This window comes from Pseudomonas sp. NGC7 (assembly GCF_047159675.1).
Lineage (GTDB): Bacteria > Pseudomonadota > Gammaproteobacteria > Pseudomonadales > Pseudomonadaceae > Aquipseudomonas > Aquipseudomonas kermanshahensis.
In genome coordinates this window covers 2521083-2544966 of record NZ_BAAFZY010000001.1, presented here as the reverse complement: position 1 = coordinate 2544966, position 23884 = coordinate 2521083, and the positions used below count along the sequence as shown (strand labels likewise).

The window sequence follows — 23884 nt, the reverse complement described above, 5'->3', positions numbered from 1 at the left end:
CATCACCCCTGGCCCGCGCTCTGGCGGGTCAGGGGCGTTGTTGCACACCGCCCGTCAGCCCCTGCGCCCCGGTGGCTTCCTGGTCACGCTCACCTCCCCCGCTTCTGCCGCCCGCGCCCACTCTGCTTGCAGACGCGCCAGCGCATTGCGCACCCGCGCCATGACCGCCTCGCTTAAGTGGTTCTGCTCAAGATTTACGGTCTCCGGATGGGCCTCTATCCAGCCGAGCGCCTCCTCGCTCAGTGCCGCGATACGGTTGCCACGCAAGTCCACGACCATGTCGGGATGACGCTGCAGCAACGCCAGGGGCATACTGCGCAAGCCGGTTGCGCGTAATGACAGGTAGCGCAGTTGCACGTTGTAGTGCAGCCTCGGCGCCATACCCAACGGGTTACCCTCCAGGCTCAGGACTTGCAACCGGGAGAACCATTCCAGTCGCAACTCGCTTTGGGCGTCCAAAACAATCGCGTTGTCGCGCAGATCCAGACGGGTCAAGCGGCCGAGGCCATTCAGTTGTTCCGGTACGCGGGTCAGCCGATTAGCACTGAGGTTGAGGATGCTTAGCCGGGCAAGGTTGCCAAGGCTGCGTGGCACATCGTTCAGCAGGTTGCCACCCAGCTGCAGGTTTTCAAGGTTCGGCAGTTGCCCTGCGCGGTCATCCAGCACAGCGATTTGATTGAAGGAAAGGTCGAGGCTGGCCAGGTGCTCCAACTGCTCGATACCGGCCGGCAATTCGACAAACTGATTGCCACTGAGGTCCAGGTCCGTCAGTTGCCTGGCATTGCCCAAACCGTCCAAGGTCTCGAGCAGATTACCGCCCAGGTACAACCTGCGCAGGCGTGGCAGATGCTCAAGCCCCTCGAAGGTCGAGAGCTGATTGCCTGAGAGGTCGACGTCCTCCAGGTTGGGGAAGCGGTGCAGGAAGTCGCCGCTGAGCGTGGCAAGCTGCTGGTTGCGTAGCGACAATGCGCGCAGGCGTTCGAACTGGATGCCGGCCGGCAGCTCGGGAAGCGAACTGACCGCCAACCCATCGGAGGATGAGCCCAGAGACGGCAGTTCATCACGGTAATTCGACTGCCAGGCTTCGCGCAGCACACCGGCGACGTACGACCGCGCCGCATACTCCGGTTCACTTGGCTGCCCGCGCCAGGCCTCGAGGCTGTGTTCAAGCTGCCGCGACAAATGTGCATAGGCAAGGGTACCGGGCCCATGCGGGGGTTCAAGCCGATACCAGCTCCACGGGTTGCCACGCGCAAGGGTCAACGTGAGTACCTGCTCCTCTTCCCTGCGCTGGGCGACGATCGCATTGACCGGCCCACTTGGCGCATGGTCCTGGCCCGGCTCTGGCACCAGCGCGGCCAGACGCGCACCGTACCTGCGGCGAATGGCTGCAAACTGCGCGCTGTATTCGACCCGCACGTGGTCCTGCCAGAACGTCTGCTGCACCAGGAACTGGCTGAGCGCTTCTGGCGTCTCGGCCCGGTGCACGGCAGCCTCGGCCTCGGCCAGGTCGCCCAGCGTTACTGTATCGACGTGCTGAAGGTCCAGGTAGGTCGGCTGGCCATAGAGGCTCAACGGCTCTGCAAGCCCCACCCGGAATGCCAAGTAAATGTCGTCCAGATCGCGTTGGCCTGGCCGCCCTTGCAAGCGCTCGATGTGCTGTGCGGCAAAGCGGTCGACCTGATCGAGCCTGAACAGCTCACGGCCGAGGTTGCGCAACTCACGCTCAACTCGCCGACCACGCATGCCATCGGTGCGCAAGGCAACTTGCAGCCTGATGACCAACACATCGAGGTCGGCCCGCCCGCGCGGAATGGCGGCCTGCTCGAACACTGCACGCCGCACATGGGTATGGTGAAACATGGCATTGAGCAATTCACCGACGCGACGCCGCATACCCTGCGCTTGCCGAGTAAAGTCTTCGGCGTGCAGCAGTTCTGCGAGGTACCCAAAGAACGCATCGCTGTCGGCTTCAGCCCTTAACGCCTCCCACTGCCCGCGACGACGGGCGGCTTCCGCCTCGCTCAGCCCCTCGAACCATTGTTCATGCTCATTTACCCTTTCCACGACCGGCGGGGGCGGAGCAACATTTAAACGCTCAAGCGCAACCGCAGACAACGGGTTGCCGTGTAAACGCACGCTGTCGGGGTTGGCCCGCAGCAAGGGGGCCTGCGCCTCACTGACGTCAACGATGCGATTGTGACTGAGATCGACCCATTCAAGGTTCGCCATGTGCGAGGTGTCGGGCATGGCTGTCAGCCGGTTTCGCGACAGGTCCAGTTGGTTTACGCGCGGGAAACGAGCGAGGAAGTCGGCGTTGACCTCAGTCAGCTCCAGGTTGCGCAGCGTCAACGTGGTCACATGATCGAAATTCACTGCGGGCGGAAGGTCGGGCAGGCTGCCCAACCGTGTGCCTTCAAGGACCAGTATGGGGTTGCCACTGGCATCACGTACACGCCGCTGCCAGGCATGCCGAATCCGCCGTGCCATGCGTGCGCGTCTGATCAATTGGATCGGCCCGGACGATTGCCGGCGCCAGCGCCCTAGCGCCTGATCCAGTGCACGCTGCTCTTCGCACAGGCGCAGGTAGTAGTTCCACGGGGTGAGCCCCTGCTCGCGGGCGGTATTGTTGAAGGCTTCGAGGGCGCTGTCGTCATAGTCGGGAAACAACCGCTGAATACCCCGGCGCAGTGCGCGATTGCTGCTTTCGCCACGGCCGCTCAGGGGGTAGCCCAGGCGACCATCGCCCAGCCGCACCGGTGGCCGGAAGCCTAGCCCGACGGGCGCCATGCCCAGCAGCGTGGCGACCTTGTCGCGCTGCTCGCTGGCCCACTTCGACAAGGCATCGGCCAGTGTCTGCGGGGACTCGCTGGCTTCACCCAGGGCCCGCCGCTGCCACGGGTCGAGCTGCAGCAACAGCGCCTGGAACAGGCTGTCCTCGGCATTGGCCGCGGGCAAGGCGCGCCCGTAGGCATCCAGGGCCTGATAGCCCTTGGCCGTTCTGAGCACGCTGCGCACCTCAGTGGCTGCCTGTGCACCCGCCCAGGCGGTCCGTTCGCCGGTCAGCGTGCCGCTGCGCAGCTCTATGCGCACGCCTCGCCACGGCGCACGATCGGCAATCAAGGCCAAGGCCAGTTGCTCGCTGTCGCGATTGAGCGCTGCCGCCTGCAGCAGGCCTGCACAGGCGCGGTCCAGGCGCGTATCCCGTAGGTACCAGCGCGCCTGCTCGGCCAAGGCCAGCGGGACGCGCTGGCGTGCTTGCAGGTGCTCGACCTGCGCCTCGGTAGCGTGCTCGATGATCTCCCTGGCCACGTTCACAGTGAGCCCGGGAAAGTCACGCTGCAACAGGGCTTCGTCCGCCGTGGGGGGCGCTTGCTGCGCCTGCAGATGAAGCTCGAAGCCTTCGTCCCGCAACCAGGGCAACTGGTCATGCAGTTGATGACGCTGCACGGCATCCAGCAGCCGCGCGGGGGGCGGTGCATGTTCTACATGCAGCCGGCGCAGTCGGCCCTCATCGAGCCCGGTTGCGCGCAACACTTCATGGGCCACCTGGTCATCAAGGTGCGCCAGGTCATGGCCCAGGTCGCGCAACAACTGAGCGCTCCCCTGCCACTCGTGGGGGTGTTCGAGTTCATGCTGCCAGCCACCGGCATCATTGCCCTCAAGCAAGGGCGCATAGGCATCGGCGCGGACAGGGTGGCGGATGTGCCGTTGCTGCGATTCAGCGTCCAGCTCGGTCAAGTGCCTTGCTAGCGGTGTACGCAGGTACTCTCGCCCCTCTGCCACGGTAAGTTGCCCCAGAGCGCCTGGCCCCTCGACGGCATACCCGGGGAGCTCGGGGTCGCACAGTTTCAACCCGTGCTGACTGGTCTGTACGGGGACCCATTCATCGACCACGGCTGCACGGGCCAAGCGATGCGAGGCAGTACCCGCGCCGACATTGGCTGCTGTCATGATCAGCGTCTCGGCCACGGCATAGGCATGCTCCAGTGCGCCCTGGCGGTCACCGAGCTGCCAATCGGCATACCCCTCGTACACCTCGTCCGCCACCTGCAGCGCTGTGATGCCCAACAACGGCAACGCTAGCACCGGCAAGGCGAAACTCGCCAAGCCCAGTGCATCCAGAGCAAAGCTCTGGCAGAAATGCAAACGTCGGTCCCGCGCCTGGGCATCCACGGCGGCCGTGGGCACGGCATGCACCTTGGCGTTGTCCAGCAGGGTATCGATCTGTTGCTTGCGCAAGTGCTCGAACAACGGCAGCTCGATCGCCTCGTGGCGGCCGTCGAGCTGAACGGGGGCATTCTGGCCCGCACGCTTCAACGCATGGTCCAGGGCTCGCGTGTAGGCTTCTCGGTCTCGCTCACCGATGAATCGTTGGAAGAACTCGACGTACTTCGGCAAGCGGAACTGTTTGCCCAAGGTCAGGAATAGCAAGTCCCAGGAGGCGAACCAGGTCAATGGGCCGTGAGGGTCATCGGGGATCCAACACAGCACACCCTCCTGGTCAGCATGACGAACCTGAAAGGCCACGGCCCCTCGCACCCGCAGGCCAAACACCCTGATCTGCCGCGGCTCGAACCCGGCGATCGCTGACTTGGTCGCGACCACGGCCAGCAGCGGCGCACATTGCTCACAGGCATGCGCCACGATCTCTCCATTGACCAGCGACTGTCGCAGAGCGGCCTCCAGGCTTGCGCGAAAGCCCTCCTCCATCAACGCTTCGATGTGCCGGCCAGCCTCCCCGCCTGGAGTCAACTGTCCCCGCAGGTAAGCTTGGTATTGGCCACCCAGGTCGAGCGAGCGGCACAATACGGTGAACGCGTTGGGCGACAGGCCGAGGGCTTGCCCCCCGCTGTCCAACACCGCACTCCCCTGCATGAGCCCAGTGGCGAGGGTTTCGCCCTCGGTGAAGTTGTGCAGTGCCGACTGCAGCAGGCTGTGCTGGTAGACCTGCGCTTTGACCCCATCCGGGATGTGGGCAATGTATGAAGGAAAACGCTGTAAGGTTCTGCGCCGCAGGGTGGCCTGGCGTACATCGAGTGTCAGCTGGTGTTGCTCCTGCAATGCGTGTTGCAGCAAAGGCGCGGCAAACGCATCCAATGGCGTGATCCGTGCCAACAAGCCGTGCAGCTCATGCTGTACCTGCTGCTGCCAGCGCTGGCTTTCGTGCAGGGCGTAGAGGGTCTCCAGCGAGGCCGTCGTCAGCCAGGCGGGCAAGCGGCTGGCGATCAGGGCGTCGGTGGAGTCGTTGGCAAAGGGTAGATCTGGCATCGCAGGCTCCTTGGGCCGGAGCTGCGATTGCATCAGGGTAGAGCGAGGCGCTTGCGGTAACTATGCAAAGCACCCCGCCCGCAGCGGCGTCAGCCGCGTTGGCTCAGCGTGTCAAACTGTGCCCACGCAGCACGCCAACGCGCCAGGTCCTGCTCATCCAGGGGGTTGTTGTTCAGGTTGAGTCGGTTGGGGTGTTGCCGCATCCACCCCAATGCCCGCTCGCTCAGCTCGACGATCAGGTTGTCGGCAAGGTCGACGTACACCTGTGTATGACGCTGCAGAAACGCCAAGGGGAATTCACTCAGGCCGGTCGAGCGCAGCGACAGATGGCGCAGGTGGTCGAGGTTGCGCAGTGGCGGAATCATGCCTATCGGGTTGCCCTTCAAACTCAACGTTCGCAGTTCGCTGAACGCTTCCAGGCGTTGGCCGCCTGCCACGTCGATGACGATCTGGTTGTCCGCCAGGTACAGCTCGGTGAGTTGCCGCAACCGCTCCAGGCCCTCGGGTATCGCATCTAGCTGGTTGCCACGCAAATTGAGGACCCTCAAGCCAGGCATGTTGCCAATCACCGCAGGTACGCTGCTGATGCTGTTCTCAGCCAGGTTCAACTGCAGCAGCCTACTCAGCCCGCTCAATGTGCCCGGCAGCTCGCTAAGGCGATTGCCGGAAAGCTCCAGCTGGGTCAGACCGACCATGCGATCGATACCTGCCGGCAGCAACGTGAACTGGTTGTTGCTCAGGTTAAGGTACTGCAGCCGGATCAACCGGTGAATGTGCTCGGGAAGTGCTGACAGCAGGTTGTCACTGAGGTCCAGTTGGGTCAGCAGCGTCAGGCCCTGCACACCGTCAAGCGCGGCCAGCTGGTTGCGCCGCAGGTCCAGGCGCGTGAGCCGGGTCAGGGTTGCCAAACCGGGCACCTCTGTGAGCGCGTTGTCGTTCACGATCAGTTGGGTCAACGACGACAGGTGCTGCACCCCCTCAAGGGTGGTCAACCGGTTGTGCTGCGCATCCAGGCTGATCAAGCGATGCAGGCTGCCTAGCCCGGGCACCTCAGTCAATCGGTTGCCACTCAGTTGCAAGCTTCGCAACTGAGGGAAGCGGCCGAGGAAATCCCCCTCCAGCGCACTCAGCCCGATATTGCTCAGGCACAGTCTGTGCAGGTGCCCAAAGTGAAGATCTGCTGGCAGCACGGGCAGGTTGCCCACAGGCTCGTTCCGTACGATCAACTCATCAACCCCGCCAGGGCCATAGAAATGCGGCTCCCAGGCTTCGCGAATCATTTGCCCAACGCGCTGACGGCGATGGTAATTCACGGCTGTGGCCTGCCCCCGCCAGGCACGCAAGCTCAGGTCGAGCCGTTCGACCTGCCTGGCCAGTTCACTGAAGGCTGCCCAGACCGTGCGCCCTGGCCTTTGCGACAGTTGCAGCGCCAGCCACATCACATCCTGAGCAGGGCGATGCGGAAACAACTGGTGCAGCCCGGCACGAATGGACTGGCGAGCCTGTATGTCAGCGGTGGTCAGGACCTGACCGCGCGGTAAGCGCAGGGCATCGCCGCCACTCAGCGGGTAGCCCAGTCGACCATCACCCAAGCGCACAGGCGGACGTATCACACCCGCTTTCTTCACCATGCCTAGCAATGATGCCGCGCGCTCGCGTTGCTCCGCGGCCCGCACGGCCAAGGCATGCCCAAGCTGCTCGCCAGTGAGGTCCCCCTCGCCCAGCACCTGCTTTTGCGCCTCATCGAGGTGCCACCACAGTGCCTGGAACAGGCTGTCATTTTCGCTGCCCAAGGGCAGCGCGCCGCCTAATGCAGGCAACGCCTGGTAACCCTGGCCACGCCTGAGGACGTAACGTACGTCAGTGGCCCCTTCTGCACCGATATGGGCGAGCAAGTCCCCACTCAGGCTGTCGTTGCGCAGCTCGACCCGGACAGTTTGTGCCCATGGCGCCGCATCAGCCAGCAGGCCCAATGCTAACCGCTCGGTGTCCGCATTCACCGCAGCCGCTTGATAGAAGCCTGCGCAGGCACGGTCCAGGCGACTGTCACGCAACAGCCAGCGCGCTTCGCTGGCCAGCGCAAGCGGCACGCGCTGGGTGCCGATCATGCGCTCCACCTCTTCAGGCCCGACGCGCTGGGTGATCTCCCGCGCACAGCGCGGGGTAAGCCCGGGGAAGTCACGCTTCAACAGCTGCTCTGCCGCCTCCAAGGGGCGCTGCAGGCCACTCAAGTGCAGCTCGAACGCATCGCCGTGCAATTCAGGGTACTGCGCATGCAACTGGTAGCGCTGCAAGGCATCATGCAGCCGCGCCGGTGCTGGTGCATGCTCAAGGTGCAGACGCCGCAGGCGCGCCTCATCAAATCCGGTCGTGTGCATGACATGCTCGGCCGTCAGGGGGTCGAGCGCGGCCCACGCGCTGTTCAAGCGCTGCATCAACGGCGTCGCCCCTTGCCAGTGCTGCGGGGTTTCCAGCTGATGACGCCAACCGCCCTCACCGTTGCTGTCGAGCCAGGGCGAGTAGGCGTTCGGTCTGCTGGGGTGCTGAATACGCAAGCCCGTGCCTTGCGCATCTTCGACTACCTGGTAGGTCGCCAGATGGGTGCGCAGCCGTATCTGCCCGGCCAAACGTGTACGCTCGCCAACGGCCAGCCCCAACTGCGGCACCGCGTAGCCGGGTAATTCGGCATCGATCAGGCGAACCTCGTCGTTTGCCTTCAACACCGGCACCAACCCATCAACGTACGCCGAACGCTCGATCAATCGTCCCGCCACGAGCCCAATCGATGCCACAGCAATGCCGGCAACCAGGTTTTCGGCAACGCCCCACAAGTGGTTCAACGCCCCTTCACGGTCACCTAGCTTCCAATCTGCATAACCTTCATAGACTTCGTCAGCGATCTGCAAGGCAGCGATGCCCAACAGCGGCAGGCCAAGAACAGGGACAAACAGGCTGGCCAACCCCAAGAGATCGAACCCTGCGCTGGCATAGTCGCCCATGCGTCGTTCCCGCTCAGCCTGGTCCGCCTCGGCAGTTGGCGTGGCCAGTACACGCGCATCGTCCAGCAGCGTATCGAGGCGGACTTTTCGCAGATGCGGGAACAACGGCCGATCAATCGCTTGGCTACGACCGTCTAGCTGAACCGGCAGCGCGCCCGCTCTGGCCTGCAGCAAGCGACGCAGTGTGCGGCTGAAGGCACAGCGGTCACGCTCGCCGATGAACCGCTGGATGAAGGCTGGGTAGCCCTTCGCCTGGCAGCGTCGGCCCAGGCCGAGCCACAGCTCATCCCACGTCGCAAAACGCTGCAGCGGACCGTGGGGGTCATCGGGAACCCACAGCACCACACCCTCCAGAGGCGCACTCGTCAGCCCCCCTCGCCGCGCTTCGAAAGCCAACACACCGCGCAGCTGCTTGCCCAGCACACGCAGATCGAATGGCAACAGGCGCGTAGTGTCGGAGTCCACCACGGCCACCGTTGAAAGCACAGGGAGGAACTGCAGGTACAGGCGCTCATCAATTTCGCCCTTGAGCACAGCCAGACGTACATCAGCCTCCAGGTTGGCACGCGCGCTGTCTTCAAGCAGGGTCTCCACCTGCTTGCCCTTATCCCCCGGCCCCAACAGAATTGATTCAAGGTGGCGCTGGTAGCGCCCTCCCACGTCCACACTTCGGCAAAGCGCTACATAGGCCTGCGGGCTCAGTGACTGCGGTTGACCTTGCGCATCAACGATGACGCTGGTTTGAAAAGCACCAGAGGGCGGTGTCTCATGCTCGCTGAAATTGTGCAGCGCGGCCGTCAGCAAACTCACCTCAGCGATCTCGCTCACCGACTTACCCAGCCCGCCAGGGCCCACCGATGCAATCGGTACGGTGGTGGTGGTGCGAAACGTTACCTGGCGCACCTCCAGCGCTGGCAACTGGCGATCACTCAGTGCCTGGTCTAGCAATGTCTTGGCAAAAGCGTCCAGTGGCGTTACACGGGAAAACAGCTCAGCCAAGCGGTGCTGGCTGCGTTGCTGGCGCTGAAGACTAACCCGCAGTTTGCCCAAGTGATCCTCGGATGCGCTGGCAAGCCAGGCCGGCAAGCGACTGGCGATCAGGGTATCCACTGCGTTGGGTTGAGGCTGTGGTGAGGGCATTGGCGGCTTCTCTGGTTGGTCAAAGCCCGAGATAACCAGCATTCCCCCTCACCACTGCGGTACTTAACGCTCCTGCGCAGGATGACGCATGCACGCTTCAACGGTGAGTTCACGAATCAACGCATGGAACACAGCGTTACGCTCGGCCGCCAGCACTGCGGCGCGTTGCATGAAGTCATTTGGACTGATTGCCATGGCATCCAACGCATCCAAACGCGCATGGAAACCTGAGAGCCGCGAATCCAACCGCTCAGCAAAACGCTGTTGGAGATAGTTCTGCCAGTACCTGCTGGCTGCAAGCGCTTCGATAAGTGCTTCAGGCCTGCCTTCTTGTACAAGGGACAACTGTTCGCGAGCCAACTGCACATAGGCACGCTCAAGATCATCACCCTGCAGGCCTTCAGTGCGCAGCGCGCGAACCCGGGCGAACTCAAGCCGATCGAGCTGGGCCAGATAGCTCTCGGCCATCCCGTCTCGTTGCGCTTCATCAAAAATGGCCCCTCGCACACGCTCATTCAATTCACAGGCGTCGATCAGGCTCCACACTCGCGCCTGTATGGCTTCAACATCCTGTTGAAAATCTGCGGTTCGACTCAAACCATCCAGGAACGCCAACCAATCTTCTACACCTGGCTCTGCCGTGAGCCGTGCCCATTGGGCTTGCCGTTGCTGCTGAAGTGGCGAGGGCAGGCCTTGCAGCCACCGATTACGCGAGGCTTCGACGCCATGTTGCTGAGCCTGCGGGTTCGCCACCCTCACCAATACCCGCTCCGGCGCACGTGCAGCCTGAGCTTGCAACTGTGGTTCCGGCTGTAGTTCCGGCTGAGACGGTTGCGCGGGTTCCAACGCTGGCTGGACAGCCGCCAACCGACGCGCGCTGACTTCAGACAGTGGATTGAGCTGGAGATTGACGCCCTGAGGGTTCGCTCGGATCAAGCGGACCGCTTCCTCACTCAACTCACTGATGCGATTGCCATCGAGCCTGAGCGCCACGTTAGGGTGCTCACGCATAAGCGCCAAAGGGAACTCGTTCAGTTGGCAATTGGCGACGGCCACTCTCTCCAGTGAAGGGCTTTGCGGTAGCGTCGGTAGGCTCCCGAGCGGGTTATTGTTCAGGTCCAGCATCCTCAGCGCTGACAATGCGTTCAGCCGAGCGGCGCCCGCGACATTCACGACAATCTGGTTGTTCGCCAGGCCCAACTGCTGAAGCCGACCAAGCCCGCGCAAGGCGTCGGGCACTTGGGTGAGGTGGTTGTCATTCAGAAAAAGGGTCGTCAGTTCAGTCAATCGCTCCAAGCCTTCAGGCAGCGACACCAACTGGTTGTTGGACAATGACAGATCATCCAGCCTGCGCAGGTCACAGACCCATGCCGGCACTTCGCTGAGGTGGCAGTTGTTGATCCGCAACTGAATCAGATTAGTGAAGCGGCTGAAATAGTTGGGCGAGACGCTGGAAAAATCGATATTTACCAGCCGCAGCCATCGCAGCCGCCCCCAGCTTATCGTGTCTGGGAATTGCGGCAGTGAGCCGATTTGCGCACCGTCAATGCGCAGCGAAAAATGTCGCTCGTGTGGAGGCGATACGCTTCCCGGCACCTCCGGCAGCCAGCTTGCAAGCAGACGACGTGCAAAGGCCAGCCGGCCAGGGTCGTCGCCGCACCACTCTTCCAGGCTTTCTCGCAACGTAGTGGCCTGCTCAAGCACATTGAGATGTGCAGCCAGCACCTCATGCTGTGGCAGACGCGCACTGGCATTGGTCACCTGGTTGCCAATCCTTACCAAGATGGCGCGAAGTGCCTGCACGCGCTGAGGATCATCTGCAATTATCAGATCACCCTCTTGAGGTGTAAACGGATCCACCGGTTCCAAGCGATCATTGGCGTCCAGTCGCTGAACAGACGCCTGGGACAAGGGGTTGTAATCAAGGCAGATACGCGCCCTGTCGCGAGCGATCAATCGCAAAGACTCATCATCCAGCTCAACGATCCGGTTGCCCTCGAGCGCTAGGCTCATACCCGGATGCTGGCCAAGCAGCTCGGTTGGAAACGCCTGCAGTTGAGTGTTGCGCAGCGTAACCCGTCTCAACTCGATGCTTCTGACCAACGAAGGCATGCTCGCCAGCGGGTTACCGTCGAGTATCAGCACCTCCAGCTGTTGCATGCCTTCCAGACGAGCACTGTTGTGGGCATCGATGACGATACCGTTGCTTTCCAGATTCAAGGTACGCAGTTCGCCCAATTGCCCAAGCACCTGCGGGATTGCCGTCAAACGATTGTGCCCCAAGTCCAGACTCGACAAACGCGCCATGCGCGAAAGTTGAGCCGGCAGTGCCGTCAAGCGGTTGCTTCGCAAGCTCACGTGGGTGAGGTGCTCAAGGTTTAACAGCCACTGAGGCAGTGCCTCCAAGGCCGTATTAATCAATCTCAAACTACGTAGTCCGGCAAAGTGTTGCGCAGTGAAGGGCGGCAGCTCCGTTGCGCTGATGTTGCGCAAGGTCAAGCCGCTAAGCCGGCCCCAGCCAACGGTGTGCGGGAACGGTGGCACCCCGCCGGTCAGCGCGCCGTCAAGATCAAGTTGGAAGGTTGGCGTTTCACCTGGCAATTGTGGATGCCAAGCCTGCAGAATCTCTTGCGCCATAATCGCTCGCGACGCACTCCAATGCAGTCGCACACCACGGTCCGCACCTGCAGCGCGTTGCGCCGCATCCCCCGCCAGGCTCCAGGTATCCAGGCGGGTGCGCAACGTACTGACCTGCCGGGCCAAGTCAGCATAATGATTCCAGACATCGCGCCTTGGCGAGCTGGCAATAGCTTGCGCGTACTGGCGCAGGGTAGTTTCTTCACGGGCCGGGAACAGCCGTCGTAGGCCTTCGAGAAGGGGCCGAACCTGCGCTTCGTCGATCACCAGCAAAGGGTGCTCTTCTGGCAGACGGACACCCGGGTTGCCACTCAACGGATACCCCAAGCGCCCGCCGCTAAGTCGCATAAGTGGCCTCAAGCTCGATGGCGGTGGCGTCAGGCCAATCAATTGTGCAGCCTGGCCATGGCGAGCGTTTGCGCGTTGCCTCAGGCCATCAGTCAACTGTGCGGCCGATTGCCCAGCCTGGCCCAGCACACTTCGCTGCCCCGTATCCAACTGTTTCAGCAACGCTTCGAACAGGCTCTCACCCTGTACACCGTTGGTCAGCTGTGTCCCATCGTTGGCGTAAGCTTGGTAGCGGTCGCTATCTCGGACAATGATACGAGCCTGACCTGCTTTATTCGCCCCTGCCCAGGCGATCAACTCACCCTCTTGAGTCGCATGGCGTATCTCCACCCTTTCGCCCTCAGGCCAAGGCGCCCAGCCTTCGATCAGCCCAAGGGCCAACCGCTCGGTATCGGCGTTAATAGCCGATGCTTGCCACAAGCCCGCGCAGGCGCGGTCCACTCGCGCATCGCGCAGGTACCAGCGGGCAGTGCCAGCCAGCGCCATGGGCACCTTCCGCTGAGTGACCATGCGCTGCACCAGGCTTGGCTCGGCATTGGCGACGATCTCCTGCGCACCCCGCACGCTTAGCCCAGGGAAAGCCCCCCGAAGCATACGTGCCTCCGGGGACGCCAAAGGCTGCTCCGCCTGCCACCTTTGCTCGAATGCTGCGCCATGCAGCCCTGGCTCACGTTGATGCAGTTGGTAGCGTTGCAGGGCATCGAGCAGTTGTGCGGGGGCTGGCGCATTCTGCGCATGCAGACGGCGCATGCGTGCTTGATCAAAACCGGTGATGTGCAGCACATCGTTTGCCGTGGCATCGGATACATCACTCAACGCGCTACCCAAACGCCTGAACATCTGCGCTGCATCCTGCCACTGTTGCACAGCTTCAAGCGCATGGCGCCAGCCGCCGGCACCATTGTGCTCCAGCAACGGCGCGTAGGCGTGCAGGCGCGTGGGGTGCAAGATGCACAGCTGCCGTGTCAACGGATCCTCAGCGACCCTGTAGGTGCCAGTGTGGGTGCGAAGTCGCTCTTGCCCTGCCTCGCCGCCTCGCTCACCCACCGCCAACGTGTCGTCCAGCACTTCGTAACCCGGCAGTTCGGGGTGTACCAGGCTTACCTGCCCCTCAGTCAACCGCACGGGCACCAACCGGCGCACCAGGCCGGCGCTTTTGAGCACACGCCCAGCAATCACGCCGACGCCTACCCCTACCCCAACCAAGGCGATATTTTCGGCAACGCCCAACAGGTGCTCCAGCGCTCCCTGCCGGTCACCCAGTTGCCAATCGACATAGCCCTCGTACACCCCCGAGACCACCTCGACCGCCGCAATGGCCAGCAAGGGCAAGCCCAACCAAGGCACGAACAGGCTCGCTAGCCCAAGCACGGACAAGCCTGCATCAAGGTAGAAGTGCAGGCGCGCGTTGCGCTCGTTGCTGTCCTGATCTGCCGTGGGTACCGCCAAGACCCTGGCATCATCGAGCAGCGTGTCGAGCTGCACCTTACGCATGTGCTCGAACAGCGGCAGCTCGATAGCTTCATAACGGCCGTCGAGTTTGGCAGGCAGGTGGGCAGCACGCGCTGCTTTTGCTTTGCTCAACGCCTGGGTGAATGCCATTCGGTCGCGCTGGCCAATGAACCGCTGGAAAAACGGCTCATAGCCGGGTAGCCGGAACAGCTCACCCAGGCTACTGAACAACGTGTCCCAGTTGCCATACCAGGTAAGTGCCCCCTGCTCGTCACCTGGGATCCAGCAAATTACGCCCTCCAGGGGGGCAGTTGCCCGCCCGCCTTGCCGCACTTCGAAGGCCATGGCCCCACGAATCTGCTTGCCGAGCAGCCGCAGGGCCTTGGGGATCAACACCGCTGAATCACTGCCCTCGGAGGGCACAGATGACATGAGCGGTAGAAACAGCTGATAGCCTCGCTCATTGATCTCCCCCTTCAAGGCCGACAGCCGCACTGCCGCCTCCAACGCTGCCCGGTGGCCCTCTTCGACTATTCGGTTAACACGGCGCCCCTCCTCTAACGGGGCTTGATAGCGGGCCTTGAGGTAGTCCTGGTACTGCTTGCCCACATCGAGCGTGCGACAAAGCTCAGCGAATGCCACGGGCGCAAACGCAAGCGGGCTGGCGTTTTCATCGAGCAATGTCGCGCCGTCCTGAGAAGCTGCCTCACCCGCACTGAAGTTGTGCAGTGCGGCCTCAAGCAACGAATGCTTGAAAAACCGCACTTGCGGCTTGCCCAGCAGTTTTGCCAAGGGTGCAGGGAGCACGACTTTCAACTGAATCTGCGCCTTGCTCACGTCCAGCTGCAACTGCTGGTCGTGCAGGGCCTGCTGCAACAAGGGGGCGGCAAAATCATCGAGCCCAGTAGTCCCTTGGTAAAGACCCTGTAGCTGCTGCTGAACGTCCATTTGCTGGCTCAGGCACAGGTTCAGTGCCCTCAGACGCTCCGGTGTGGCACTGGCCAGCCAGTTGGGAAGGCGGCTGGCGATCAACTCGTCCAGCAGGTCGTCGCTATGGGTTGCCATCGGCATGATCGAGCGCTCCACTTGAATTGGGGCTCGATCACATCAGCTGCGCGGCAGGCGGCGGTGGTAGATGACTACCTGCTTGCCATTGAAAAGCGATTGCGCAGAGCGCGCATCGCAGCGTCATTACCTCTCGGTGCGTTTATCCACAAGCGCCAATTCTTGCTCCAGACGCAAAGTACTTTGGAGTGACGACGGCTTTATCACCTTCTGGAGAAGCCGCACACTGCTCCCTCACCTGAACAACCAACGCAAGCACCGTTCGGTTCACGTAGCCTCATCAGGAGCAAGATCATGAGCATTCCCTCTTTCGGCCTGGGCACCTTCCGCCTCACCGGCCAGGCCGTCATCGACTCGGTCAAGTCGGCCCTGGCGCTGGGCTACCGCGTCATCGACACCGCACAGATCTACAAGAACGAAGCCGAGGTGGGCCAAGCCATCGCCGAAAGCGGCGTGCCGCGCAGCGAGCTGTTCATCACCACCAAGATCTGGGTCGACAACTACGCCGCCGACAAGCTGGTCCCCAGCCTGCGCGAGAGCCTGACCAAGCTGCGCACCGACCATGTCGACCTGTTGCTGATCCACTGGCCGGCACCGGGCAATGGCGTCGAGCTGCCCGAGTACATGGCAGCCCTGGCTGAGGCCAAGGCGCAGGGCCTGACCCGCCAGATCGGTGTGTCCAACTTCAACATCGACCTGACCCAGCAGGCCATTGCGGTGGTTGGCGAGGGCGAAATCGTCACCAACCAGATCGAGCTCAGCCCTTACCTGCAAAATGCCAAGCTGGCCGCGTTCCTGCAGGATCAGGGCATCACCGTCACCTCCTACATGACCCTGGCCTATGGCAAGGTCCTGAAAGACCCAGTGCTGGCTGAGATCGCTGCCAAGCACAAAGCCACCGTCGCGCAAGTGGCCCTGGCCTGGGCCCTGCAATTGGGCTATGCGGTGATCCCGTCGTCGACCAAACGCGAAAACCTGGCCAGCAACCTGCTCGCCCGCGAACTGCGCCTGGACGCCGACGACATGGCGCGCATCGCCACGCTCGAACGCAACGGGCGTGAAGTCAGCCCAGATAGCCTGGCGCCAGCCTGGGACTGATCACCCCGCCGCTGCAGCTTGCACTGTAGGAGCAGCCTTGTGCTGCGAAGAGGCCGGTGAACACAGCATGAATCTTCGCTGTGTTTACGGGCCTCTTCGCAGCACAAGGCTGCTCCTACCCCCCCCCTTCATCCCATCCGGAGCGCTCGATGAGCACGCTTTCTCCCAAACGGGTCCTGTTCGCCCTGGCCATCGGCGCTTTCGGCATCGGCACCACCGAATTCACCCCCATGGGCCTGTTGCCCGTGATCGCCCAAGGCGTCGATGCAAGCATCCCCAGCGCGGGCATGCTGATCACCGCCTACGCCATCGGCGTGATGGTCGGCGCACCGATCATGACCTTGCTGTTCAGCCGCTTCGGCAAGCGCGCCGCGCTGATGTCGCTGATGGCCATCTTCACCCTGGGCAACCTGTTGTCGGCACTTTCGCCGGACTACTACACGCTGCTGGCCTCCCGACTGGTCACCAGCCTCAACCACGGGGCCTTCTTCGGCCTGGGCGCCGTGGTTGCTGCCAGCGTGGTGCCCAAAGACAAACAGGCCAGCGCCGTGGCGACCATGTTCATGGGCCTGACCATCGCCAACATCGGCGGCGTGCCTGCCGCCACTTGGGTCGGCCAGCAGGTCGGCTGGCGCATGGCGTTTGCCGGCACGGCGGTACTCGGCCTGCTGGCCATGGCCGCGCTGTGGTACGCCCTGCCCAAGGGCGAACGCGGCAGCGTGCCCCATGTGCGCAAGGAACTGGCCGTGATTGCCCGCCCCAGCGTGCTGCTGGCCATGGCCACCACCGTGCTGGGTGCCGGCGCCATGTTCACCCTGTACACCTACGTGGCGCCGGTACTGGCCGAACTGACCGGTGCCTCGGACAGCTTCGTCACCCTCGGGCTGGTCCTGATCGGCGTGGGCTTCACCTTGGGCAACAGCCTCGGCGGACGACTGGCCGATTGGTCACTGGATGGCGCGGCACGGATCTTCCTGGGTGCGTTGGCGGTGATCATGCTGCTGATGCCACTGGTGCTGGGCAGCCACCTGGGCGCCGCCCTCGCGCTGCTGGTGTGGGGTGTGTTCACCTTCGCCGTGGTGCCGCCACTGCAGATGCGAGTCATGACCGCCGCCGCCGAGGCCCCAGGGCTGGCCTCTTCGATCAACGTCGGCGCGTTCAACCTTGGCAATGCCGTGGGCGCTGCGCTGGGAGGTGGGGTGATCAGCCTGAACCTGGGCTACGCGGCGGTACCGATGGCTGGTGGGCTGCTGGCGGCTGCGGGGCTGCTTTTGGTATGGCTCGGCGGGCGCGCGAAGGCGACGGGCACAGCGTTGGACGGCGCAGCCTGAACGCCTGAGAACCTCCCCTAGAGAGGATGTTTCATTGATTTAGCAGGGCCCCGTGGGAGCCGGCTCCCACAGGTGCGGCGCTAGACTTGGAGGCTACACAGTTCGGGTGGGAGCGGCGGTCCGGCGGTGCGGCGGTCCGACTTGCCCGCGAAGAGGCCGGAACAAGCACCACAAGACAGCTGCTCCCACAGAGTCAGGGACTCACTTGCGACCTCCGCATCCCAACATTATTCCGCCGCCCGCAATTATGAAGTGCCGGGCACGCCGATTCCCTGTACCGCCCTCGATGACTACGCTCCTAGCTATAAACCACCCGAGGAGTGCCTACGATGCCCCGCCCACCGCTGCCCCCTTTCACCCGCGAAACCGCCATCGAAAAGGTCCGTCTTGCCGAAGACGGGTGGAACAGCCGCGACGCCGCCAAGGTGGCGTTGGCCTACACGCCCGATACCGTGTGGCGTAACCGTGTCGAGTTCCCTCGTGGTCGGGCCGAGGTGGAGGCCTTTCTTACACGCAAGTGGAACCATGAACTGGAGTATCGCCTGATCAAGGAGCTGTGGGCCTTCACCGGCAACCGCATTGCCGTGCGCTACGCCTACGAGTACCACGATGACAGCGGCCAGTGGTTCCGTGCCTATGGCAATGAGAACTGGGAATTTGCCGAGGATGGCCTGATGCAGAACCGCCATTCGAGTATCAACGAGCACCCTATTGCCGAGGCGGATCGCAAGTTCCATTGGTCCCTGGGGCGGCGCCCGGACGATCACCCCGGGCTCAGTGACCTGGGCCTCTGATCGCCACCGGTGGGTCAGCCGACAGGCAGCGTGACCCTGACCTCGAGCCCACCGCCCTGGCGGTTGCTCAGGGTCACGCTACCGCCCTGTTCGAGGACGATGGCGCGCGCCGCCGGCAAGCCCAGTCCGACCCCGCCGGTGTCCTTGTTGCGTGAGCCTTCGATGCGGTAGAAGGGCTCGAAAACGCATGCTTGCAAGTGCTCTGGGATGCCCGGGCCTCGGTCAAGAACGCGGATGATGATCTGCTCGTCAGTGATCGCCAACTGCACCGTCGGCTCGGTGCCGTACTTCACCGCATTTTCGATCAGGTTGACCATCACCCGCTTGATACCAATCGGGCGGCCCACATAGACCCACCGGCGCGGCCCGCTGAGGTCGATGTCCACCCCCGCATCCTTGAAGTCGTCGACCACGGTCGACAACAGCTCGCCCAGGTCGAACGCCGTGGCCGGTTCCAGCCGTGCATCATCGCGGAAAAACTGCAGCGCGGCGTCGACCATCGCCTGCATCTCGTCCACGTCCTTGAACAACTTGGCCTGCAGTTCGCCCTCTTCGATGAACTCGGCGCGCAGGCGCATGCGTGTCAACGGGGCGCGCAGGTCATGGGAAATCGCCGCGAGCATCTGCGTGCGGTCGTCGAGAAAATGCTTGAGCTGGGCCTGGGTGGCGTTGAAAGCCAAAATGGCCTGGCGCAGGTCGTAAGGGCCGACCACTGGGATCGGTGGGGCGTTGAAGTCCTTGCCAAAGCGCCGCGCACCCTCGGCGAAGCGCTCCAGAGGGCGGGCCAGGTAGCGTGTGGCAAATAGCGCGAGCGCCAGGCTGGAGACGATCATCAGCGCCACAATGATCAGGTTGCGCGGCAGTTCATCCAGCCCCCAGCTGCGGTCGGTGGCGCGATAGAGCAGCCAGGACTTGTCTGACAGCTCAATCAGAAGCGCATAGCCACGCGGTTGCGCCTGCTCGGGCAAGTCGGACGGCCCGTAAACCTCGATCTGCGCGTCCGGGCGCGCCAGGAGTGCGCGCAATGTCGGCGCACCTTGGTGAAATTCGTTATCTACCAGGGCTGGCAAACCGGCCTCGTCACGCTGCAGTAGCCATTGCACGCTGTACGACACATCACCTGCGGCGCTGGCCAAGGTCGGCCGCTGCGCCACAGGCGCGGCGTCGACCATGCGGGCGACGGTAGCAACCTTCTCGATCAAGCCGCTTTCCAGCAACGGCGGCTGCGCCCACACGCTGAGCAGTACACCGAACAGCCACTTGAGCAGCAGCAGGCTGAGCATGGCCGCCAGGGTAGTGAGCGCGATCCAGCGGGCAATGGTGACGCGTGGCCGTGGCAGGGCCCTGCGCGCCCAGGCCAGCATCCTCATCGCTTGGTCACGCTGGCGGTGAACAGGTAGCCAACGTTGCGCAAGGTGCGGATCAACGGTTCGCTGTCGCCGTCGCTCTCAAGCTTGCGCCGCAGCCGGCTCACCTGCACGTCGATGCTGCGGTCATAGGCCTCGTGCGCTTCGCCACGCGCCAGGTCCAGCAGTTGCTGGCGGCTGAGCACGCGCCTGGGGTGCTCGGCGAATACCAGCAGCAGCTCGAATTCGCCGTTGGACAAGGGGATCATGACCCCCTCCGGCGAGCGCAACTCACGTCGCAGCACGTCCAGCTGCCAGCCAGAGAATTCGAGTACGGCACGCGACGAGGCAGGCACTGGACTGCCCGGACTCTCGCCTGCCCGGCGCAGTACCGCCCGCACCCGGGCCAGCAACTCGCGAGCGGCGAACGGCTTGGTCAGGTAGTCGTCCGCGCCCAGCTCCAAGCCCACCACACGGTCGCTCAGTTCGCCCATGGCGGTGAGCATGATCACCGCTACCTTGTACTCAGCCTGCAAGCGCTGGCACAGCACCAGGCCACTGTCGCCCGGCAGCATGACATCCAGAATGACCAAGTCCGGCACGCGCCGTTCGAGTACCTGCCAAAGGCCTTGGCCATCACTGGCCACATCGACCTCGTAGCCGTGCTGGCGGAGAAACTTCTGCAGCAGGTCGAGTACTTCGACATCATCGTCGACAATCAGCAAATGGCTCACACCGGGGCACCGCGAACAGAGGGAGTAAAGACTTACTTTACGGCCATCCCAGGGCTGCCGTCATATATTTCAACCCGGAAACAAAGTGTCAGCCGGGCAATAATCCAGACATTCCCAGGCAATCAACCGGCCACACCATCGGCGCCAGTTCTTGTCAGGAATGTGCCCATGCCCACCGCTACCCCCACTGCCTGGTTTTCAGCCCGCCATGCGCTATTGGCCTTGTCATTGCTCGCTGCCGGCGGCTGCAGCCAGCGGCCACCTGCCAGTGCCTGTGGCCCAGTGGCCTATCAGCTCAGCGACCCCGCCGAGCCCGCCAACCGCGCCGTGTTCGCCTTCAACCGCAGTGTCGACGATTACCTGCTGGCACCGGTCGCCCGTGGCTATAGCGCATTGCCTGATTTCACCCGGCAGGGCGTGCACAACTTCGCCGCCAACTTCGGCGAACCCAAGGTCTTGGTCAACGACCTGTTACAAGGCAACGGCGAACGGGCGATGACCAGCCTCACGCGCTTCATGTTCAACACGACCCTGGGCGTCGCCGGCTTGATCGATGTGTCCGGAAAGATGGGGCTACCCCGACACACGTCGGACTTTGGCCAAACCTTCGGCGTGTGGAGCATCGCCGATGGCCCGATCGTAGAGCTACCGCTGCTGGGCACCCACAACCTGCGCGATGCGACCGGCAGCGTGCTGAGCTTGGCGGTCGACCCGTTCGGCGACAACAGCGACACGGTCGACACCCTGGGCGATGTGGCCATGGCAGGCAGTGTGGTGGATGGCCGCGCCGAAGCGCTGCCGGTTACCGACACGTTGCGCATCCTGCCTGATTACTACCTGGCCGTGCGTGACTACACCGCCCAACAGCGTGCCGAGCGGGTAGCCGAAGGCAAGGCAGGCGCGCCTGGCAAACGGCCGGCGAGCTGTACGGGGGTACCCACCGATGAATGATCCCCAACCGGTGGTGTTGTTCAGGCGCCTGCAGCGCGACACTCGCCAGCAGGTGCTGCACGAGCTCGAGGCGCGGGTCTCCGAGGATGGCCAGCATCTGATTCTGAGCCGTTATCGCGAGCGCACGGGCGACGGCACTGCTGCACAGCAGCGTCACGAAGTGCACCGCCGCGTGCCCATCGCAACGCTGCTGAAGTGGGTGGCCCGGCAAAGCCTGGAGCGCGAGCCATCCTGATGAGGCGATTCAGAGCGTCATCTTGCTGACTGCGGCAAGCAGCAAAGGCGCCATCTGTTCGTCGGTCATCGCCTTCGACTAAGGAGAAACCCTGTAACTGCCGTGGCCTCTCGCAGGCAAGCCCGCCACAGGGTTAGCGTTGAGCCGCCAGTGCATCGGCTGCGGGCACGCTGAAGCCGCTGGCGAAGGTCGGTGCCACATCCAGCCGTTGGCTCATCAGGCCGTGGGCTTTATAGAAGTCGGCGGTTTCCTGTTGTTCGGCAATGGTGGTGGCGTCGATGGCCTGCCAGCGCAATTGGCGGCGCTCAAACTGCAGACGCGCGGCCTCTTCAGGGAAGCCGATGATCGCCGCGAGGGTTTTCGAATAGCTGTCCAGGTGCTGATACGCCCAGACCTGGGCGCCGGCCAGGCGTGCCAGGTAGTCCTGCAGTGCGGCCCGGCGTGGCGCATCCTCCAGCGCGCTGTCGGTGGCTGCGAGGAAGCTGTTGCCGCTGGACAGGCCACGGCCATTGACCAGCACCCTGCCCTGCCCGCTCAACTCGGACAGCGCGGTGTAGGGCTCCCAGGTCGACCAGGCGTCCACCGCGCCATTGGCCAAGGCAATCTTGGCATCGACCGGGCCGAGAAAGCGAAACTCGACGTCCTTTTCCGACAGGCCAGCCTGGTCCAGCGCCTTGAGCGCCAGGTGATGGCCAATCGACCCGCGGCCCGTGGCGATGCGCTTGCCCTTGAGGTCGGCGGCGCTGTTGAAGGGCGCGTCGGGGTTCACCAACAATGCCGTGCCGTAAGGGTCGGACTTGTCGACGGCGATCGCCTTCACCGGCGCCCCGGAGGCGAGCACGAACAGCAACGGTGCATCGCCGATGATGCCGGCATCGATCGCCCCAGCATTCAGCGCCTCGGCCAAGGGCGCAGCGGCGGGAAACTCGGCCCACTGAATGTCGTAGGGCAGGTCGCGCAAGGCACCGGCGGCTTCCAGCTGTGCACGCATGTTGCCTTTCTGGTCACCAATGCGCAGGGTCAGGCGTTCGGTTGCGAAGGCTTGGGTCGCCAGCAATGCGCTGGCGGCAATCATCAGAAGGTGGGATCGGATGGACATCCGCGGCTCCTTGCAGGTAGGGAACCTGGACTCTAACGGCAGCCAATTAATAAATGAAAGTGATTTTAGCGATAACCTAATATGCAAAACAAAGCACAAACCAGTGACTGTCGAGCCCTCGACACCTGAAGCAACAGGCCACCTGCATCACTCAAGCGCGCAACCGGTGTACAGTAACCCCACAACAAAGCCCGTCAAGGAGCCCGGCGATGACCGTGACGCTGTCCCCCCTGCAGATCGACTGCGATTTCGATTCCGGCAACATCCAGGTACTGGATGCCAGCAACCCTGCCAAGGTCCACCTGGCCATCCGGCCGGACACCCACAGCGGCCACTTCCAGTGGTTCCACTTCAAGGTCAGCGGGTTGACGCCGGGCCAGGTCCATCGCTTCAGCCTGGATAACGCCTCCGAATCCTCCTACAAGAATGCCTGGGCCGGGTACAACGCCGTGGCCTCCTACGACCAGCAGACCTGGTTTCGCGTACCCAGCCAGTTCGATGGCAAGGCATTGTCATTCGAAGTGACTGCCGAGCAGGAACAGATCTGGTTCGCCTACTTCGAGCCCTACCCGCGCGCGCGCCACAACCAACTGATCGAGCGCGCCAAGCAGATCCCCGGTGTCGAACTGCTGGCCAGCGGCCGCAGTGTGCAAGGGCGCGATATCCCCTTGCTGCGTGCGGGCGACGGCGCAGCCGGCAAGCGCAAGCTGTGGTTGATTGCCCAGCAACACCCGGGCGAGCACATGGCCGAGTGGTTCATGGAGGGCGTGATCGACCGCCTGCAAGCCAACGATGGCCAGGTGCAGCAACTGCTGGCAAAAGCCGACCTGTACCTGATCCCCAACATGAACCCGGACGGCGCCTTCCTCGGGCATCTGCGCACCAACTTCAAGGGCAAGGACCTCAACCGTGCTTGGCAGGACGCCAGTGTCGAGTTCAGCCCTGAGGTGTTCTTTGCCCAGGCGCAGATGAAGCAGTACGGGGTGGATGCGTTCATCGATGTGCACGGGGATGAAGAAATCCCCCATGTGTTCACTGCGGCGTGCGAGGGCAACCCCGGTTACACACCACGCCTGGCTAAGCTGGAGGAGCAGTTCCGGAGCACGCTGTGCAGCGTGACCCCGGACTTCCAGACCGTGCATGGCTATACACGTGATGAGCCTGGGCAAGCCAATACCACGCTGGCGTGCAATGCGGTGGGCATGGCTCATGACTGCCTGTCACTGACGCTGGAGATGCCCTTCAAGGACCATGACGATGCACCCAATGCCGTTACCGGGTGGTCAGGGGCGCGGTCGAAGGCACTGGCAGGGGCAGTGTTGGAGACATTGCTGAAGATGGCTGACGATCTGCGTTGACCTTCAAGGCGCCTTCGCGGGCTTGC

Annotated in this window: 12 protein-coding genes; 6 read left to right on the top strand and 6 right to left on the bottom strand. The window is 63.1% G+C overall.

The features are described 5' to 3' along the window. Positions 1 to 54 precede the first annotated feature (54 nt). The 3 genes from ACMCNM_RS11600 to ACMCNM_RS11590 all read right to left on the bottom strand — a co-directional run bounded on the left by ACMCNM_RS11600 (position 55) and on the right by ACMCNM_RS11590 (position 14918). Positions 55 to 5271 (bottom strand): NEL-type E3 ubiquitin ligase domain-containing protein, encoded by a 5217-nt coding sequence (locus tag ACMCNM_RS11600; protein WP_412764375.1) that lies wholly within the window; start codon positions 5269 to 5271, stop codon positions 55 to 57. A gap of 89 nt (positions 5272 to 5360) precedes the next feature. Then, complete coding sequence (locus ACMCNM_RS11595) at positions 5361 to 9410, bottom strand: dermonecrotic toxin domain-containing protein (protein ID WP_412764374.1); 4050 nt, start codon at positions 9408 to 9410, stop codon at positions 5361 to 5363. A gap of 63 nt (positions 9411 to 9473) precedes the next feature. Beyond that, positions 9474 to 14918: a dermonecrotic toxin domain-containing protein gene (locus ACMCNM_RS11590; RefSeq protein ID WP_412764373.1), complete on the bottom strand. Its 5445-nt coding sequence runs from the start codon at positions 14916 to 14918 to the stop codon at positions 9474 to 9476. Between the two features lie 288 nt (positions 14919 to 15206). Here ACMCNM_RS11590 and dkgB point away from each other — a divergent pair, with 288 nt between their 5' ends. The 3 genes from dkgB to ACMCNM_RS11575 all read left to right on the top strand — a co-directional run bounded on the left by dkgB (position 15207) and on the right by ACMCNM_RS11575 (position 18135). Beyond that, positions 15207 to 16010: a 2,5-didehydrogluconate reductase DkgB gene (gene dkgB / locus ACMCNM_RS11585; RefSeq protein WP_412764372.1), complete on the top strand. Its 804-nt coding sequence runs from the start codon at positions 15207 to 15209 to the stop codon at positions 16008 to 16010. A gap of 149 nt (positions 16011 to 16159) precedes the next feature. Next, positions 16160 to 17341: an MFS transporter gene (locus ACMCNM_RS11580; protein WP_027593887.1), complete on the top strand. Its 1182-nt coding sequence runs from the start codon at positions 16160 to 16162 to the stop codon at positions 17339 to 17341. A 329-nt stretch (positions 17342 to 17670) separates the two neighbouring features. Next, on the top strand, positions 17671 to 18135 hold the full coding sequence (locus tag ACMCNM_RS11575; protein ID WP_412764371.1) for a DUF1348 family protein: 465 nt from the start codon (positions 17671 to 17673) through the stop codon (positions 18133 to 18135). Positions 18136 to 18149: 14 nt separating this feature from the next. Here ACMCNM_RS11575 and ACMCNM_RS11570 read toward each other — a convergent pair whose 3' ends face one another. Both ACMCNM_RS11570 and ACMCNM_RS11565 read right to left on the bottom strand, forming a co-directional pair. Further along, complete coding sequence (locus ACMCNM_RS11570; RefSeq protein WP_412764370.1) at positions 18150 to 19505, bottom strand: ATP-binding protein; 1356 nt, start codon at positions 19503 to 19505, stop codon at positions 18150 to 18152. Further along, positions 19502 to 20215: a response regulator gene (locus ACMCNM_RS11565; RefSeq protein WP_186703362.1), complete on the bottom strand. Its 714-nt coding sequence runs from the start codon at positions 20213 to 20215 to the stop codon at positions 19502 to 19504. Before ACMCNM_RS11565 ends, ACMCNM_RS11570 begins: the two co-directional genes overlap by 4 nt. A gap of 168 nt (positions 20216 to 20383) precedes the next feature. On the opposite strand from ACMCNM_RS11565, the gene ACMCNM_RS11560 reads away from it, so the two are divergent. Beyond that, positions 20384 to 21166, top strand: a complete 783-nt coding sequence (locus ACMCNM_RS11560) for a VacJ family lipoprotein (RefSeq protein WP_412764369.1) — start codon at positions 20384 to 20386, stop codon at positions 21164 to 21166. After that, positions 21159 to 21401 carry a hypothetical protein gene (locus ACMCNM_RS11555; protein WP_186703363.1) on the top strand — a complete coding sequence of 81 codons (243 nt, stop codon included), beginning with the start codon at positions 21159 to 21161 and terminating at the stop codon, positions 21399 to 21401. The genes ACMCNM_RS11560 and ACMCNM_RS11555 overlap by 8 nt, the downstream gene beginning before the upstream one ends. A 133-nt stretch (positions 21402 to 21534) precedes the next feature. Here ACMCNM_RS11555 and ACMCNM_RS11550 read toward each other — a convergent pair whose 3' ends face one another. Beyond that, on the bottom strand, positions 21535 to 22500 hold the full coding sequence (locus ACMCNM_RS11550; RefSeq protein WP_099429906.1) for an ABC transporter substrate-binding protein: 966 nt from the start codon (positions 22498 to 22500) through the stop codon (positions 21535 to 21537). 209 nt (positions 22501 to 22709) lie between these two features. Between ACMCNM_RS11550 and ACMCNM_RS11545 the strand changes: the two genes are divergently transcribed. Beyond that, positions 22710 to 23858 carry a M14-type cytosolic carboxypeptidase gene (locus tag ACMCNM_RS11545; RefSeq protein WP_412764368.1) on the top strand — a complete coding sequence of 383 codons (1149 nt, stop codon included), beginning with the start codon at positions 22710 to 22712 and terminating at the stop codon, positions 23856 to 23858. Positions 23859 to 23884: the final 26 nt, after the last annotated feature.

What these genes read in the sequence shown, in the direction of transcription:
- ACMCNM_RS11600 (WP_412764375.1), bottom strand. Translation starts at nt 5,271, where the DNA reads ATGCCAGATCTACCCTTTGCCAACGACTCCACCGACGCCCTGATCGCC.
- ACMCNM_RS11595 (WP_412764374.1), bottom strand. Translation starts at nt 9,410, where the DNA reads ATGCCCTCACCACAGCCTCAACCCAACGCAGTGGATACCCTGATCGCC.
- ACMCNM_RS11590 (WP_412764373.1), bottom strand. Translation starts at nt 14,918, where the DNA reads ATGCCGATGGCAACCCATAGCGACGACCTGCTGGACGAGTTGATCGCC.
- dkgB (WP_412764372.1), top strand. Translation starts at nt 15,207, where the DNA reads ATGAGCATTCCCTCTTTCGGCCTGGGCACCTTCCGCCTCACCGGCCAG.
- ACMCNM_RS11580 (WP_027593887.1), top strand. Translation starts at nt 16,160, where the DNA reads ATGAGCACGCTTTCTCCCAAACGGGTCCTGTTCGCCCTGGCCATCGGC.
- ACMCNM_RS11575 (WP_412764371.1), top strand. Translation starts at nt 17,671, where the DNA reads ATGCCCCGCCCACCGCTGCCCCCTTTCACCCGCGAAACCGCCATCGAA.
- ACMCNM_RS11570 (WP_412764370.1), bottom strand. Translation starts at nt 19,505, where the DNA reads ATGAGGATGCTGGCCTGGGCGCGCAGGGCCCTGCCACGGCCACGCGTC.
- ACMCNM_RS11560 (WP_412764369.1), top strand. Translation starts at nt 20,384, where the DNA reads ATGCCCACCGCTACCCCCACTGCCTGGTTTTCAGCCCGCCATGCGCTA.
- ACMCNM_RS11555 (WP_186703363.1), top strand. Translation starts at nt 21,159, where the DNA reads ATGAATGATCCCCAACCGGTGGTGTTGTTCAGGCGCCTGCAGCGCGAC.
- ACMCNM_RS11550 (WP_099429906.1), bottom strand. Translation starts at nt 22,500, where the DNA reads ATGTCCATCCGATCCCACCTTCTGATGATTGCCGCCAGCGCATTGCTG.
- ACMCNM_RS11545 (WP_412764368.1), top strand. Translation starts at nt 22,710, where the DNA reads ATGACCGTGACGCTGTCCCCCCTGCAGATCGACTGCGATTTCGATTCC.